Source organism: Rhodococcus sp. 5A-K4 (genome assembly GCF_046097995.1).
Classification (GTDB): Bacteria; Actinomycetota; Actinomycetes; order Mycobacteriales; family Mycobacteriaceae; genus Rhodococcus_F; species Rhodococcus_F erythropolis.
The window spans coordinates 196,251-210,870 of sequence record NZ_JBJURM010000009.1 but is presented as its reverse complement, the minus strand read 5'-3'; the positions used below and the strand labels follow the sequence as shown (position 1 = coordinate 210,870).

16 protein-coding genes are annotated in these 14,620 nt (G+C 61.7%); 4 read left to right on the top strand and 12 right to left on the bottom strand.

Features of this window, described 5'->3' with window-relative positions; all coding sequences use genetic code 11:
• Positions 1-13 precede the first annotated feature (13 nt).
• Positions 14-1,249: a winged helix-turn-helix domain-containing protein gene (locus ACKAMS_RS14725; protein WP_408989182.1), complete on the top strand. Its 1,236-nt coding sequence runs from the start codon at positions 14-16 to the stop codon at positions 1,247-1,249.
• A 222-nt stretch (positions 1,250-1,471) separates the two neighbouring features.
• On the opposite strand, the gene ACKAMS_RS14720 is transcribed toward ACKAMS_RS14725, so the two are convergent.
• The gene (locus ACKAMS_RS14720; RefSeq protein WP_044480553.1) at positions 1,472-2,581 is read right to left on the bottom strand and encodes a Rieske 2Fe-2S domain-containing protein; all 1,110 of its coding nucleotides are present in this window, start codon (positions 2,579-2,581) and stop codon (positions 1,472-1,474) included.
• A 287-nt stretch (positions 2,582-2,868) separates the two neighbouring features.
• Between ACKAMS_RS14720 and ACKAMS_RS14715 the strand changes: the two genes are divergently transcribed.
• Positions 2,869-3,585, top strand: a complete 717-nt coding sequence (locus tag ACKAMS_RS14715) for an IclR family transcriptional regulator (RefSeq protein ID WP_003945819.1) — start codon at positions 2,869-2,871, stop codon at positions 3,583-3,585.
• A 77-nt stretch (positions 3,586-3,662) separates the two neighbouring features.
• Here the strand turns inward: ACKAMS_RS14715 and ACKAMS_RS14710 are convergent, their stop codons facing one another.
• From ACKAMS_RS14710 to echA20, 4 genes are read right to left on the bottom strand one after another with little or no spacing between them, the layout of a single operon-like run.
• Positions 3,663-4,724 carry a nitronate monooxygenase family protein gene (locus ACKAMS_RS14710; RefSeq protein ID WP_019746967.1) on the bottom strand — a complete coding sequence of 354 codons (1,062 nt, stop codon included), beginning with the start codon at positions 4,722-4,724 and terminating at the stop codon, positions 3,663-3,665.
• On the bottom strand, positions 4,721-5,476 hold the full coding sequence (locus ACKAMS_RS14705; protein ID WP_019746968.1) for a CoA-transferase subunit beta: 756 nt from the start codon (positions 5,474-5,476) through the stop codon (positions 4,721-4,723). The genes ACKAMS_RS14710 and ACKAMS_RS14705 overlap by 4 nt, the downstream gene beginning before the upstream one ends.
• The gene (ipdA, locus tag ACKAMS_RS14700; RefSeq protein ID WP_019746969.1) at positions 5,473-6,381 is read right to left on the bottom strand and encodes a cholesterol ring-cleaving hydrolase subunit IpdA; all 909 of its coding nucleotides are present in this window, start codon (positions 6,379-6,381) and stop codon (positions 5,473-5,475) included. Before ipdA ends, ACKAMS_RS14705 begins: the two co-directional genes overlap by 4 nt.
• Positions 6,382-6,388: 7 nt before the next feature.
• Positions 6,389-7,165 carry a (7aS)-7a-methyl-1,5-dioxo-2,3,5,6,7,7a-hexahydro-1H-indene-carboxyl-CoA hydrolase gene (gene echA20 / locus ACKAMS_RS14695; RefSeq protein WP_003945611.1) on the bottom strand — a complete coding sequence of 259 codons (777 nt, stop codon included), beginning with the start codon at positions 7,163-7,165 and terminating at the stop codon, positions 6,389-6,391.
• 102 nt (positions 7,166-7,267) lie between these two features.
• Here echA20 and ACKAMS_RS14690 point away from each other — a divergent pair, with 102 nt between their 5' ends.
• Complete coding sequence (locus ACKAMS_RS14690; RefSeq protein WP_070796352.1) at positions 7,268-8,182, top strand: SDR family oxidoreductase; 915 nt, start codon at positions 7,268-7,270, stop codon at positions 8,180-8,182.
• 67 nt (positions 8,183-8,249) lie between these two features.
• Here ACKAMS_RS14690 and ACKAMS_RS14685 read toward each other — a convergent pair whose 3' ends face one another.
• The 4 genes from ACKAMS_RS14685 to ACKAMS_RS14670 all read right to left on the bottom strand — a co-directional run bounded on the left by ACKAMS_RS14685 (position 8,250) and on the right by ACKAMS_RS14670 (position 11,140).
• Positions 8,250-8,921, bottom strand: coding sequence for a GNAT family N-acetyltransferase (locus tag ACKAMS_RS14685; protein ID WP_019746972.1), 672 nt, complete (start codon positions 8,919-8,921; stop codon positions 8,250-8,252).
• Between the two features lie 94 nt (positions 8,922-9,015).
• Positions 9,016-9,429, bottom strand: a complete 414-nt coding sequence (locus ACKAMS_RS14680; RefSeq protein WP_021342917.1) for a hypothetical protein — start codon at positions 9,427-9,429, stop codon at positions 9,016-9,018.
• Positions 9,430-9,486: 57 nt separating this feature from the next.
• Positions 9,487-9,975, bottom strand: a complete 489-nt coding sequence (locus ACKAMS_RS14675) for a nitroreductase family deazaflavin-dependent oxidoreductase (RefSeq protein WP_029254509.1) — start codon at positions 9,973-9,975, stop codon at positions 9,487-9,489.
• Position 9,976: 1 nt separating this feature from the next.
• Positions 9,977-11,140, bottom strand: a complete 1,164-nt coding sequence (locus tag ACKAMS_RS14670; RefSeq protein WP_019746975.1) for a steroid 3-ketoacyl-CoA thiolase — start codon at positions 11,138-11,140, stop codon at positions 9,977-9,979.
• 174 nt (positions 11,141-11,314) lie between these two features.
• Here ACKAMS_RS14670 and ACKAMS_RS14665 point away from each other — a divergent pair, with 174 nt between their 5' ends.
• Complete coding sequence (locus tag ACKAMS_RS14665; protein WP_003945573.1) at positions 11,315-12,565, top strand: cytochrome P450; 1,251 nt, start codon at positions 11,315-11,317, stop codon at positions 12,563-12,565.
• Between the two features lie 194 nt (positions 12,566-12,759).
• Here ACKAMS_RS14665 and ACKAMS_RS14660 read toward each other — a convergent pair whose 3' ends face one another.
• From ACKAMS_RS14660 to ACKAMS_RS14650, 3 genes are all read right to left on the bottom strand, one after another.
• Positions 12,760-13,140, bottom strand: coding sequence for a VOC family protein (locus ACKAMS_RS14660; RefSeq protein WP_020906296.1), 381 nt, complete (start codon positions 13,138-13,140; stop codon positions 12,760-12,762).
• 173 nt (positions 13,141-13,313) lie between these two features.
• The gene (locus tag ACKAMS_RS14655; protein ID WP_019746977.1) at positions 13,314-13,724 is read right to left on the bottom strand and encodes a nuclear transport factor 2 family protein; all 411 of its coding nucleotides are present in this window, start codon (positions 13,722-13,724) and stop codon (positions 13,314-13,316) included.
• 9 nt (positions 13,725-13,733) lie between these two features.
• Complete coding sequence (locus tag ACKAMS_RS14650) at positions 13,734-14,597, bottom strand: TIGR03619 family F420-dependent LLM class oxidoreductase (protein ID WP_019746978.1); 864 nt, start codon at positions 14,595-14,597, stop codon at positions 13,734-13,736.
• Positions 14,598-14,620 lie beyond the last annotated feature (23 nt).

Below are 14,620 nucleotides of genomic sequence, written 5' to 3'. Positions count from 1 at the left end.
AGTGTGGTCGGCTATGAGCGAAGTCGTGTCTCTGGCAGCTGCCCGCCGAATAGCGCTCGCCGCTCAAGGGTTCGGCAAATCACACCCGGCAACGGTGACGCGGCGCAATCTGGTCAGCGTCATGGACCGGCTGCAGGTCTTGCAGATCGACTCGGTCAACGTTTTCGAACGCAGTCACTACCTGCCCGTTTATGCGCGACTGGGCGCCTACGACAAGTCCAGGCTTGATCAGCTGACCTTCTCCCCGGAGTCGGGGTACCTCGAATACTGGGGACACGAAGCGACGTTCCTGCCGGTGGACATGTGGCCGCTCTTTCGTTGGCGCATGGACCAGTTTCGTGACAAAGCGTTGAGCGACAAGAACGGATGGGCGTCTGATCGGCGCGACTTCCTCGACTGGTTGCGCAACGAACTGCGTGAAAACGGTCCGATGGCGGCGAGCGAAGTCGAGCATGAAGCGAATACACGCCGCGGCCCGTGGTGGGGGTGGTCGGACGTGAAAGTCGGGCTGGAGACTCTGTTCCGTTGGGGCGAAGTGGTATCGGCGGGTCGCGCAGGATTCGAACGTCGATACGGCCTTGCCGAACACATGCTCGCGCCCGAGATCCTCGATGCGAGGATCGATCGATCGGACGCGATCCGTGAGCTGGTGCTGCGTGGTGTGAAGGCCCACGGACTCGGTACGCTCGACGATATCGCCGACTACTTTCGGCTGCCGAGCGCTGAGGCACGAATTGCCTTGGGTGAGCTCGAAGACGCCGGCAATGTACGCAGTATTTCCGTCGAGGGCTGGGAGCGTCGTGGCAAGCCTCGCGAGGTATGGATTGATCCACAGGCAAAGCGTCCAAGGTCGATCCGAACCGAGGCTCTGTTGTCGCCCTTCGATCCGGTAGTGTGGGCGCGCGATCGAGCGTTGCGGCTCTTCGACTTTCACTACCGGATCGAGATCTATACTCCCGCACACAAGCGGGTTCACGGCTACTATGTGCTCCCCGTGTTGATCGACGACAATATCTGCGCGCGAGTCGATCTCAAGAACGACCGACAGAGCCGTCGGCTACTCGTGCGCGCTGCTTGGGCCGAGCCCACCGCCGATGCCGACACTGCACCGCGTCTGGCTGAGCTCCTTCGTAGAACCGCAATGTGGCAAGGCTGCGACACCGTAGTCGTGGAGAACAATGGAACATTGGCATCAGAGCTGGCCGCTGTGATGGCCGGCGACGAGGTGGATGCGGTGGGCGCGCGCTAGGTCAATCTGGAACGGTGAGTCTCCCGTCGACTGCAGCTCGGTTGATGGAATCTCTTAATGCCGAACAAGTTCCGGTGCGAATTTTCGGCGACGCCTTGTCTTCGCGATACTCCGAACACACGTTGTGCGGATCCGATCGCCATTGAGTCGAGGTATGTTGCCAGCTGTTCTTCTCGACGAGGACATATGTTCCACACCGCTCGCAGTCCACTGGTTCCATGGTCACTGCGCTGCTCCTGCACGGCGTGCGAGGTTGTCTGCAACCTCCTGTTTCCACACCTCGATGGGTTTGCTTGTGTCCATCTCGAATTCGAATCGATCGATCATCTCGGGCGTGACGTCGGCGACGTCGACGTAGAACTGTTCGTACCACCGCCTCAGTTGGTAGACCGGACCGTCCTCGGTGCAGAGTAGTGGGTTGTCGATGCGGGTCTTGTTCTTCCAGATCTCGATGTCCTGCTCGAATCCGACGCCGATGTAACCGATCATCGCGTCGACGGTTTGGTCCGCTATTCCGGCGGGAAGTTCCTCGGTCTTCTTGACGGTGATGCCGTACATCAGGACAAACTTGTTCGGGCTGACCGGATAGTGGCAGTTGATCAAAACCGAATCCACCTTGAACGTTTCGTACTGGTACACCAGATCATCGATCATGAACGACGGTCCGTGATAGGCGGCCACCGAGAAGTTCGAGACCAACTGCGGCACGTCGGGATCCGTCCAGGTCACGATGTCGTCGCGGTTGATACCGCTCTGCTCCTGGATGGCGACATGCCCCTCGAAGACGTTCTTGAAGTAAGTGGGAAACGAAAAATGCACGTAGAAGAAGTGCGCCATGTCCACGACGTTGTCGACGATTTCTCGACAGTTGGTGTCGATGACGATTGACTTCCATACCCAATCGGTCCATTCGTGGTCCGGAGTTTTGATTATCGGTATGGCGACTTCGGCCGGAGGCGGATTGCCTTCGGGGTCATGCCAGACGAAGAGCAGTCCGTCTTGTTCGAGGGTGGTCCAGGCGCGAGTTTTGGCAAGCGGTGGAACGCGGCGTGCATAGGGGATCGCGGTGCATTTGCCGTTGCCGCCCCAACGCCAGTCGTGGAAGGGGCAGGCGACTGAATCGCCCTTGACCGTGCCCTGACTGAGGTCGCCGCCCATGTGACGGCAGTAGGCATCGAGGACCTTCAATTCGCCCTGGCTGTCGGCAAATACGACAAGCTTGGTGCCGAAGGCCTCGATCGGATGTGGGTTCCCGTCGTGGAAATCCGTTGCAAGTCCGAGGCAGTGCCATCCGCGGGCAAAACGTTCGGGCGCAGCGCCCTCGTCGATCATGCGGATCTCGTCGACTTCGCCGAGGTCCGTTGTGGTCGTCACGTCTGTGGTCAAAACGTCGTCCTTTGTTCAGTGATCTGTGTTGGCCACTGTGGTGAGGAGTTGGTCCAGGTTCAACGGGGGTAACCGGTGATCGGTATAGCTGCAGGTGGAGTGGCCAGGCAGGTTTGTCTCCCGCACGGTGGGAAACGCCCTGGCGGTTCGTCCGGTGAAGGCCCAGATTTGCAGTCAGCAGAGCACGCCCAGCGCTGTCCTCTCGACGGGCGGATCACCGAAACGGAGACGCCATGTCGGTCGGACCGATCACAGAAGAGCCCATCCCTATGTCAACCCTCGACAGGTTGGCGATGGTAGTGGATTGCTTTCGTGACACGCCGCGGTTGACGCTGGGCGAGGTGGCCCGTCGAACCGGGATTCCGCGATCGTCCGTGCACAGGATGCTTCTGAAGCTAGTGAGGATGGATTGGCTTCGCAGAGAAGGCCTCGAGTACGAAATCGGCGACAAACTCGGCGATCTTGGGGCAATCTCGTTGTATCGAAACAAGTTCGAGAGGGTGGTGGTGCCGTTGTTGTACAACCTGCACCTCGTCACCAATCAGGCCGTACATCTCGGGGTCCTCGAGGGAAGCAACGTACGATACCTTCAGAAGATCGGCAGCCAGGCGATACCTGACCTCCAGACAGGCGTCGGCTCTCGCATCCCGGCGCGATCCTCGGCAATCGGCAAGGCACTCTTGGCAGCGGGCCGCCGTTCGACGGTCGCGCAACATTCCGCAATAGCCAACCATCGGTACGGCGTCGTATTCGGTACGTGTACTTCGGGTCTCGGCTGCATCGGTGTGAGGGTGGGTGCGCTGGGCGAAGCGGAAGTCGGTCTGTCGATCAGCGGCCCACTCGTTCGAGGCAAGATCGACGATCGACACGTTGCACCGGTACAGATGGCCGCGGTGGCAATCTCCCAGTATTTCGAGGTGCCGGGTGGTCGTCACCAGCAGACCGGTTAGCTCGGCAATGCGCAGAGTGCGCCTCCTCCAACTCCGCGTAAAGCGCAGTGGGGGAGACGCACTCGGATGAATCTGCGTCAGCGAAGAGCCGCAAGCGCGTCGATACGCTTGGCCGCGTCCTCCATGATGTTCTCGATCAGTTCCTTGCAGCTGGGCAGATCGTTGATCATTCCGACAACCTGACCCGAGGCAAGCACGCCGGCTTCCGTATTGCCCTCGACCAGACCGGCCTTTAGCAACATCGGGGTATTCGCCGCCATGATGATTTGCATCAGCGTGCGGTCACCCGAGCGCTTCATCGCGAGGCCGTCCTTGGCGAGCGTCGACCACTTCATACCTGTCATTGCCTTGAACTTGGTGGCGTTCTTGGCAGCAGCGATCAAACCGGTTGCATAGCTGGAACCTTCGAGGCTGTTGACCAGGTCGGTGTTGAGCACACGATGAGGCATGCCGTCGACCTTGCGTGAGACCGTCGTATCCGTCAGTCCTCGCTTGAGGTATTCCTGCTTGACGGAGTCCGGCACCGAAGAGTCGCTGGTGAGCAAGAAACGCGTCCCCATGGCGACACCGGCAGCGCCGTACGCCAACGCTGCGGCCAGCCCGCGGCCGTCGAAGAATCCGCCACCGGCGATGACCGGAATATCGACCGCGTCGAGAACCGAGGGGAGAAGCAATGTCGTTGCCACACCGCCGGTGTGACCACCACCTTCGCCGCCCTGGACGATGACGGCGTCCGCGCCCCAAGATGCAACCTTGACCGCATGCTTCGCGGCACCGATCGACGGTACGACGACGATGCCGTGGTCCTTGAGCTTGGCGATCAGTTCCTTCTTGGGAGCCAAGGCAAACGACGCGACCTTGACGCCCTCACGGATCAGCAGGTCCGCGCGCTGCGGCGCGTCGGTGGCGTCGGCACGCATGTTGACACCGAACGGCTTGTCCGTGAGCTGCTTCGTCTTCTTGATCGCGTGCTCGAGCTCGTCGTAGGTCATCGTGGCCGAAGCCAGGATGCCGAGACCGCCCGCGTTGGCCGTCGCCGACGTCAGTGCTGGCCCGGAAACCCAGCCCATGCCTGTCTGCACGATCGGGTACTCGACACCGACCAGTTCGGTCAGTGCTGTCTTCAGAGTAGGGGTCATGCCGAGACCTCACGGTCCCGAAGGTTGCGCGGATCGAGGGTCTCGCGAATGAGGTGGAGCTCTTCGGCGGTGGGGTCACGGGTGATACCGGCCTCGGCGAGTCCGGCTACCTCGAACGAGGTGTTCTCGGCTACCTCTTCGGCGGTGACGCCGGGATGGAGGCTCAGCGCGCGGAAGGTGTTTCCCGGTCCACCGAAGTCGAAGACACCGAGGTTGGTGACAACGCGGGGGATGTTCAGGTACTTGTATGCCGGGTTCTCGGGATCGATCTGGTCGTAGCCGACACCGCACACCACGTCGACCTTGTCGACGAACACTCGCTTGGAGTGCTTGGGGACGAAGTAGCTCGTCGCGTGGTTGATGGTGTTGCCCGGGGCGCCGCGCACACCGAACATCTGACGCGTCGGCTGCTGAAGCGGGCCGAAGGCGGAGAGGTTCTGGTTGCCGTGGCGATCGAGCTGATTGGCGCCCATGACTACGTGGCGACGGCCCGAAGCGACGACGTCGAACACCTTGCGGAAAGGCATCCATCCTTCGATGGGGCCCTTCGTTCCGACTGCCGGGGTGTCCTCGAGAATGAGGGCTTCACCATCGGTGATCAGCAGGTCGGGTTCGGTGGTGAGCCGAGCCAGGCGAGCGCCGATGGTGGACGACGTCGACATCGGGCTGGCCATGATTTCGCCTGCACCGGAGAAGATTTCAGCGCACGCGAGAACAACGTACTCTGCGCGGGTGACGGTGGATTCGCTCATTTTGCCTGCTCCCCTGCCTTTGATGAATCGGCAAACTTCTTTACTGCGGCTTGGTAGTCCTCTTCGCTGCCGGAGAGGAAGGTGTCGACGAACGTCTGCCACGACTCGGGGGTCTTGGCGGCCTCGGCGTAGTGACGCTGGAACTTCTCGTCGCGGCCGTAGCTTTCGCCGGCCAACGTGAAGTGGGCACCGTTCGGGGCCTCGACGACGGCGTCGACCATCATGCGGTTGAGCAGAAGATTCTGCAGTGGAACGGATTTGACCAGTTCCTCGGTCTCGACAATGCGTTCGACGGAGACGTAACGCTTTTCGGCGGCCATGCAGTACAGGTCGTCGAAGTACGGGTCGACACCGTTGTACGCGGCATTGCCGTGCTTGTCACCGAGATTGAGATGAACGAACGACGCATCGAGGTTGAGTGCAGGCATCGCGATCAAGGTCTCGGAGCGGCCGTCGGCCTCGGGGTACGGGGAGGTGACGGTCTTGAGTTCGTCGCCCCAGAAGTTGCGGACGTCCGAACCGAGGCCTGCGCGGATCGGGAGGAAGGGGAGGCGAGCGGCAGCGGCTTCGAGGCCGCACTTGACCATTCCCTCGTCCATCTCGCGGACTTCGATCTCACCGGCGGTGCGCGCCTTGGCAAACCACGGATCGTAGAACGGTGCGGAGTCCAGGGACACGAAACCGTAGTACGCCTTCTTGACCTTGCCGGCCGAGCACAGCAGCCCGAGATCCGGTCCGCCGTAAGTGACCACGGTCAGGTCCTTGATGTCCGAACGCAGAATCGCACGCACGAAGGCCATCGGCTTGCGGCGAGATCCCCAGCCGCCCAAGCCGATCGTCATTCCGCTGCGGAGCTCGCCGACTACCTCGTCGAGCGACTTCGTCTTGTCACGCTTGCTAGCCATGTTTGTCTCAGCCTTCCTTCTGGGTTGCGTTCTCGCGCGGCTTGCCGGTGGCGACGAATTCGTCGCGGTGTTCGTCGGACACACCGAGGAGGTTGAGTTCGAAGGTGTAGCCCTGCTCGAGTCGGTAGCTGCCCTTGACGTCGACCGGGTCGATGCCGTTGATGGCTTCCTTGGCGCACCGGATGATGCGGGTGTCCTTCGCGGCGATCTTTGCGGCGATCTCGCGAGCGCACTCGTCGAGCTTCTCGCGCGGGACCACGTCGTAGACGCTGCCGAACTGTTTGAGTGTGTGGGCGTCGACGCTCTGTGCGGTGTAGTAGAGCGTGCGCATCATGTGTTGCGGCACCAGCCGTGAGAGGTGCGTGGCAGCGCCGAGTGCACCGCGGTCGACCTCGGGGAGGGAGAAGATCGCGTCGTCGGAAGCGACGATCACATCCGCGTTGCCGACCAGTCCGATGCCACCGCCGACACAGAATCCGTTGACGGCCACGACGACGGGTACAGCGCAGTCGTAGACGGCTGCGAAGGCCGCGGCGCAACCGCGGTTGGCGGCGACCAGTGCGTCGAATCCCTCGGTCGCCTGCATCTCCTTGATGTCGACGCCGGCGTTGAATCCGCGTCCCTCGGCTCGCAGGATCACCACGTGAGTGTTGAGATCCTTGCCCGCGTCGAGGATGGCGTCGGCAAGCTCGAACCATCCCTTGGACGGGATTGCATTGACCGGCGCGTAGTCGATGGTGACCGTGGTGATGCCGGTTCCGTCGGAGGAGGTGCTGATGCCCATATCGGGATTCCTTACGTCTGTGTACCAAACCAAGCGATTGCTTGGTAAGTTAGCACACAAGCGGAGCCGACAAGCCCGAGCAGAGTGCATTAGGAGACAAATATGAGTGGATTGGTCGACGGACGCGTAGTCATCATCACCGGGGCTGGTCGCGGGATCGGGCGTGCGCATGCCTTGGCGTTTGCTGCCGAGGGCGCCAAGGTCGTCGTCAACGACATCGGTGCGGGTGCCGACGGTTCCGAGACCGGTGAGAGTCCGGCCGAGCAGGTTGTCGCGGAGATCATCGCCGCCGGTGGCCAAGCAGTGGTCAACGGAGACGACGTGGCCGACTGGGTGGGCGCCGAGAATCTGATCAAGACCGCGATCGACACCTTCGGTGGCCTGGACGTACTCGTGAACAACGCGGGCTTCCTGCGGGACCGCATGCTGGTCGGCATGAGCGAAGGCGAGTGGGACGCGGTGATTCGCGTGCACCTCAAGGGCCACTTCGCGCCCCTGCGTCACGCTGCTGCCTACTGGCGCGCTGAGTCCAAGGCGGGCAAGACCGTCGACGCACGCATCATCAACACCAGTTCGGGTGCAGGACTACAAGGTTCGATCGGCCAGGGTAACTACGCTGCGGCGAAGGCCGGTATCGCCGAGATGACCATCCAGGCCGCAGCCGAGCTCAAGAATTACGGCGTCAGTGTCAACGCGATCGCGCCTGCTGCGCGCACGCGCATGACCGTCGGCGCGGGTGGGGCGATGGCCGAGTCGATGGCAGCTCCCGAGGAGGGCTTCGATGCCATGGCGCCCGAGAACATCTCGCCGCTGGTCGTCTGGCTCGGTAGCGCCGAGTCCAAGGACGTCACTGGGCGGGTGTTCGAGGTCGAGGGCGGAAAGATCACCGTCGCGGAGGGCTGGCGTCACGGCCCGAGCGAGGACAAGGGTGACCGTTGGGACCCGAAGGAGATCGGGCCCGTCGTGGCAACGCTGTTGGAGAAGGCGGAGATTCCGACGCCGGTGTACGGAGCGTAGGGCCTCCGGCCCCGTGAGTGGTTAAGGAGTGCAGGGACTCCTTAACCACTCACAGGTGGTGTGCCGCCTACGCAGGCGCCCGAACCACCAACACGGTGCCGGGGAACTCTGCGGCGAGCTCGCGCCGCGAATGCTTCACGCAGGCTGTGCCGTAGCCCTTCTTGCGAGATTCCGGCGCGATCCAGATCGCCACGTTGACCTCTTGGCCGTCGAGTTCGCCGAATACCAGGCCGACGCTCTTCGAGCCGTCACCGGAGACGTCCTCGGCGACGAACCAGGCAGCGGTCTCGTCGTCGATCCGGCCGAGGCCACCGACGCGCTCAGCTTCGATCCGATCCTCGCTCCACGGCTTGCCGTCTTCGCCGAGCTGCTCGCCCGAACGAATCGTGAACAGCGACTTGTCTTCTGCGCTGTCGCTGAACGGACGCAAGGTGAAGTTCTGCCCGCTGCTCGCGGGACGATCGAGCGTCGTCCATTCGAGAGTGGCGTCGAGATTCTCCAGCTCGCCCTGGATGCGGTCGCGCGCAGCCTTGGTGAGTGCACTGAACTTGAGGCTCAGAACTGCTTCGGCATTTGCTTCCGACGTGCCGAGGAGTTCCGCGACGGTGGTCAGTGCCTCCTGGTGGTCCTTGCTGTCGACCACTGCGTCCAGCACCTCGTGGCGACGCTCCAGCGCACGCACGAGGGCTGAGGTGATCTCGCGTCGGTCCAGGATTTGATCTTGAATATGCGTCGTCATATATGCGACTCCTTGCTGTGTTCGAGGCTCTGTCGAAACGCCGTGCGGACCGTACGAGTCAATAGTGCTCCAACTCGCTCGTTATGGCACGTGTTCAGCCTCCGGTGCGGCGAACGAGCCGTTCGTAGCGCTGGCGGGCAGCTTGAGTGCTGCCGAGCCCGAGTCCGAAGGCAATATCTTGCCAGGTCATGCCCCGTTCGCGGGCAATTCCGAGGAACAGTGCTTCCAGCTGTTCCATTTCGGCTCGGGCCTTGGGAATCAGAGTCAACGCAGCCATGACATCGGCGTCGTCGACCTCGGGTTCGTTCGGCTGCGGTGTGTCGGTGCCGCCGGCAAGACGAGCCACGACGCGCACCGCGCCGTAGGGCTCGAGCATCTCCGGATGAGATTGCCGCGCGCGCTGGCTTTGGGTCGCGCCGTGGCGCTCGCTGATCCGAAAGAGTCCGGCGTACTCGCGATGTGCGCGTTCGCGGCCGGAATCGATCGGTCTGAACTGGTCATCGGTCATGAACCCAGGCTGGCACGAACCCGGGCCGGTGTAAACGTTTTGTTGTAAACAGTCCGTTTATTTCTTCAGCGGCTCGCACACGATGACGGGAATGATCCGGTCGGTCCAGGCCTGATAGTTGTCGAAATCCGGATACATCGCCGTCAACATCGGCCACAGCCGAGCGCGCTCGTCCTCGGTGGAGACACGGGCTTTCATCGATCGGATCCGGGACTTGATCTGCACCGTCACCACCGGGTCCGCCTTGATGTTGAGGTACCACATCGGGTTCTTCGGAAGACCACCTTGCGACGCCACCAGAATCACGTTCTCGCCGTCCTCGAGGAACAGCAACGGACTGATCCGCTCCTCGCCGGATTTGCGACCGGTGGTGGTGAGCAGGCAGATCGGCAGCCCGCGTGGGAACGCGCTGCCGACCCGCCACTTGCTACCCAGCCGCCCGTCGGTGGCGCGATACATGGCGACGTTTGCCTTCGACATCCACTTGATGATCTTGACCGTCGCCGGAGCGTCGAGTCCCTTGGGTTTAGCTGGGGGAGTAGTCATCTCAGATACGCTCGATGATGGTTCCGGTGGCCAGCGCGCCGCCGGCGCACATCGTGATCAGAGCCGTCGAGCCGTTGCGACGCTCCAATTCGTGCAGTGCGGTGGTGATCAGTCGAGAGCCCGTACTGCCGACCGGATGGCCGAGAGCGAGCGCGCCGCCGTTGACATTGACGTTGTCGAAGTCAGGTTCGTGAACCTGAGCCCACGACAGTGCGACGGATGCGAATGCTTCGTTGATCTCGAACAGATCGAGGTCGCCGATCTTCATTCCGCTCTTCTCCAGGACACGGCTGGTTGCCTGCACCGGTCCGTCGAGGTGGAATTCCGGTTCCGAGCCGACCAGTGCCTGGGCGATGATGCGGGCTCGCGGCTTCAAGCCGAGTGCGCGAGCCTTGTCCTCGTCCATGAGCAGGACTGCGGCCGCGCCGTCGGAGATCTGGGAAGACGTTCCGGCCGTGTGAATCCCGCCTTCGAGGACGGGCTTCAGTCGGGCTAGGGACTCGGCCGTCGTATCGCGCAGGCCCTGATCGCGATTGACGAGCTTCGTCTCGCCCGTGAGGTTTCCTTCCTTGTCGACCTGGGGCGCCGAAAGTTCGAGAACCTCGCGGTCGAAACGCCCTTCCTCCCAGGCCTGCTTGGCCAGCGCCTGCGAGCGGACGCCGAGGGCTTCGATGTCGTCACGGGTCAGTCCGCGTCGACGCGCGATGCGTTCCGCAGCTTCGAACTGGTTGGGCATGTCGATGTCCCACGTCGCCGGCCGACGCGGTCCGGCCTGATCGCCGACGTTTGCGCCGAGGGGAACCTGGCTCATGGCTTCGATGCCGCAGGCGATGCCGGCGTCGATGGCGCCGGTGGCAATCAGTCCGGCAATCAGATGGTTCGCCTGCTGGGCCGAACCACACTGGCAGTCCACGGTGGTTGCGCCGGTCTGCCACGGAAGTCCGGCGTGCAGCCAAGCCGTGCGCGTGATGTTGTTGGACTGAGCGCCGGCCTGGGTGACGCAGCCGCCGATCACCTGCTCGATCAGCAACGGGTCGATTCCCGACCGGTCGAGAACGCCCTTTTGTGCCGCTCCGAGGATCTCGGCGGCGTGCAGACCGGCGAGCCAACCTCCGCGCTTGCCGATCGGTGTACGGACAGCCTCGACGATTACTGGTGTGCCCACAGCGGGCTCCTTTCCTTGTAATGAAAAAGTAGAACAGGTTCTCTGTGGGAAGCAAGACCTGTCGACGTTTCCTTTCCTAGTAAGCAGGCTTGTGTTTCAATGAGAGTAGAACGTGTTACACATCACGGATCCCCATCACCCCTGTGATGAAAAGGCTTAGGGCAGGAGACATCAGTGGCACAGCCCGCATTCCCCGAGGGAATCGACTTCACGGACCCCGACATCTACGCGGAACGCATGCCGTTCGAGGAGTTCGCCGAACTCCGGAAGACGGCCCCCGTGTGGTGGAATCCGCAGCCCCCGGAAATCGGTGGATTCCAGGACGAGGGCTTCTGGGTGGTCACCCGTCATGAAGAGGTCAAGGAGGTCTCGCAGCGAAGCGACATCTTCTCGACCCACGAGAACACTGCGATTCCTCGCTTCGCCGACGACATCCCGCGCGAGAACGTCGAGATGCAGCGATTCATCCTCATCAACAAGGACGCTCCGGAGCACACCAAGCTTCGCAAGCTGGTTTCGCGTGGATTCACCCCGCGAGCCATCAACAGCCTGCGCGAAGAACTGACCGAGCGCGCCGAAAAGATCGTCAAGACTGCGGCTGCCGGTGGTGCCGGAGACTTCGTGGTTCAGGTCGCGTCCGAACTTCCGCTGCAGGCAATCGCCGAGCTTCTCGGTGTGCCGCAGGAAGATCGAATGAAGCTCTTCGACTGGTCCAACCAGATGACGTCCTACGACGATCCTGAGTTCGACATCGATCCGCAGGCAGCGTCGATGGAGATTCTGGGATACGCGTACCAGATGGCGGATCAGCGCAAGAAGTGTCCCGCCGATGACATCGTCACCAAGCTCATCGAAGCTGACATCGACGGAAATGAGCTCTCCCCAGAGGAATTCGGCTTCTTCGTGATTCTGCTTGCGGTCGCGGGTAACGAGACCACTCGCAATGCCATCACACACGGCATGGTTGCCTTCCTCGACAATCCCGACCAGTGGGAGCTGTACAAGAAGGAACGCCCGAAGACTGCGGCCGACGAGATCGTTCGTTGGGCCACCCCGGTGACCTCTTTCCAGCGCACCGCGCTCGAAGACACCGAACTCGGGGGACAGAAGATCAAGAAGGGCGATCGCGTCGTGATGATGTACGCGTCGGCCAACTTCGACGAAGACGTCTTCGAGAACCCCACGAAGTTCGACATCATGCGTGACCCCAATCCGCACCTCGGATTCGGCGGCACGGGTGCGCACTTCTGCATCGGCGCCAACTTGGCTCGTCTCGAAATCGATCTGATCTTCAATGCGATCGCCGATCACCTACCCGATATCACCAGGCTCGGCGATCCCCGTCGCCTGCGCTCGGGCTGGCTCAACGGCATCAAAGAGTTTCAGGTTGATTACAAGACATCGGGCTGCCCGGTCAAACACTGATCCGGACATATACTGACCTGGTAACCGGCGAGTAGGTTCTGTGTAGGTTTTCGGGAGTTGCCTCTGCACTCTCGAACACGCAGAACTACAGTAGACGTTCCGGGGGGCCACTAGTTGGCAACCTGGAACTGCGGCGGCGTCTGCGGGATCCCTCATCTCCCGTAGGCGCCGCCGTTTGTAGTTCAATCTCTAATTCAGCCGCCGTATGGCTTGGTGATCGCTTCCAGGAAATGTCCCGACGGGTCGAGGAAGTAGACCCCACGCCCACCGTCGTTGGTGTTGAAGCCGGTACTCGACTGGCGCGGATCGGCCCAGTGATCAAGTTTCAACGCCTGTATCCGCTGGTAGATGCCGTCGAAGTCATCTTCGGAGACGAGGAAAGCGTAGTGCTGAGACGCAACCTCGGCGCCCTCTTCCACCTGTGCGAAGTCCAGTGTCACCCCGTGCTCGAGTTCGACGCCGAGAAAGTAGCCGGCCTCGACCGGGCCTGGCAGACCGAACATGTGAGTGAAGAACCACGCAGACTCTTGTCGGTCTTTTGCGGCGATGATGGTGTGGTTGAACGAAATGGTCATGAGTGACCCCTTGCAGTACGACGCCTCCATGCCTGACGCAGTCCGTCATCGACACGCGACATTGGCAACCAGGAAACCATTTCAGGGTTCTCGGTGCAAGTACGACAGGCTGATTCGAATACGACGAGAGCGGCCCCGGTCGATGACCGGGGCCGCTCTCGTACTGTGGGTTCTCAGGCTTTGCGTGCCGTCTTCATCGCACGGTCCACTTCCCAGAATGCTCGAAGTGACGCGATCTTGCCTGCGTCGTTCACGCGATAGACGAACACGCCCTCGGCGTCGATGATCGAGCCGCCGATGGTGGTCCGGATCTTGCCGATGTTGACGTTCTCGTTGCCGCACACCAGTGAATCGTCGATCAGAAACTCGAGCTTGTCCGCGGTCGCGATCGTCATGTCGTAGAACTTGGAGATCGCTTCGCGTCCGTGATGGCCTTTGCCTTCGGGATCGAATCCCGACGGCCCGACCGGATCCTCCACCCAACCGTCCTCGGCGAAGAGGTCCAGCCAGGCTTCCTTGTTCTTGCCACTCGCTGCGGCGCGCGAAGCGTTACCCGCGACGCGGGCGGGGTGTTCGTCAGTCATCGCGACTCCTCAGTTGATGTACTGCTCGGCGAACTTACGCATCGAATCCTGCTTTGCCTCCAGCGGGGCATCGAAGCCGATTCCGTCGAAAACCCAAGGTACGGTGATGATGTCCGTGACGCCGGCATCTTCGAGTTCTGCGTAACCGTCCTTGCCGAAACGGTCGATGCACACCGTCTGGATTTCGAACGGCTCGTTCTCGCGGCCGTACTCGGCGCGCAGTTCGCGTAGTCGTGCGATCACACCCACCAGGTCGTCGAACTTGATCATCGCCGAGGTCCAACCGTCGCCGACTCGCGCAGCACGCTTGAGCGCCACCTCGGTGTGGCCGCCGACGTAGAACGGAACCGGCTTGGTGGGAGCCGGACTCATCTGCAGGCGATCGAAATCGAAGAACTCGCCGTGATACTCGACCATCCCGCCGCCGAGAATTAGTTTGAGAACGTCGATCATCTCGTCCACTCGGGCGCCGCGACGCTTGTACGGAGCGCCGCACCACTCGAACTCTTCAGGAGCCCAACCGATTCCGACACCGAAGCCGAAACGGTTGTTCGTCAATGCCGCTACCGATCCGACCTGCCGCGCGAGCAGGACCGGATTGCGGCTACCCAGCTTGAGCACCTGGGTGTAGAACTCGATCTTCTCGGTCACCGCGCCCATTGCAGCTGCGGCGATCAGCGGATCGACCCAGGGGGTCTCGGCATTCCACATCCGAGACCCGTCCGGGGTGTACGGGTAATCCGCCGCCTGCGTTTCCATGAAGAACAGTGAATCGGGGAGAGCGATCGACGAAAAGCCGCATTCCTCGGCCGTTTTGGCGATACCGGCTAACTGGTCCAAGGGGTTCATGGCAACCCCGACGGTGTACTTCATCTTCGGTCTCTTCCTGATCGGCG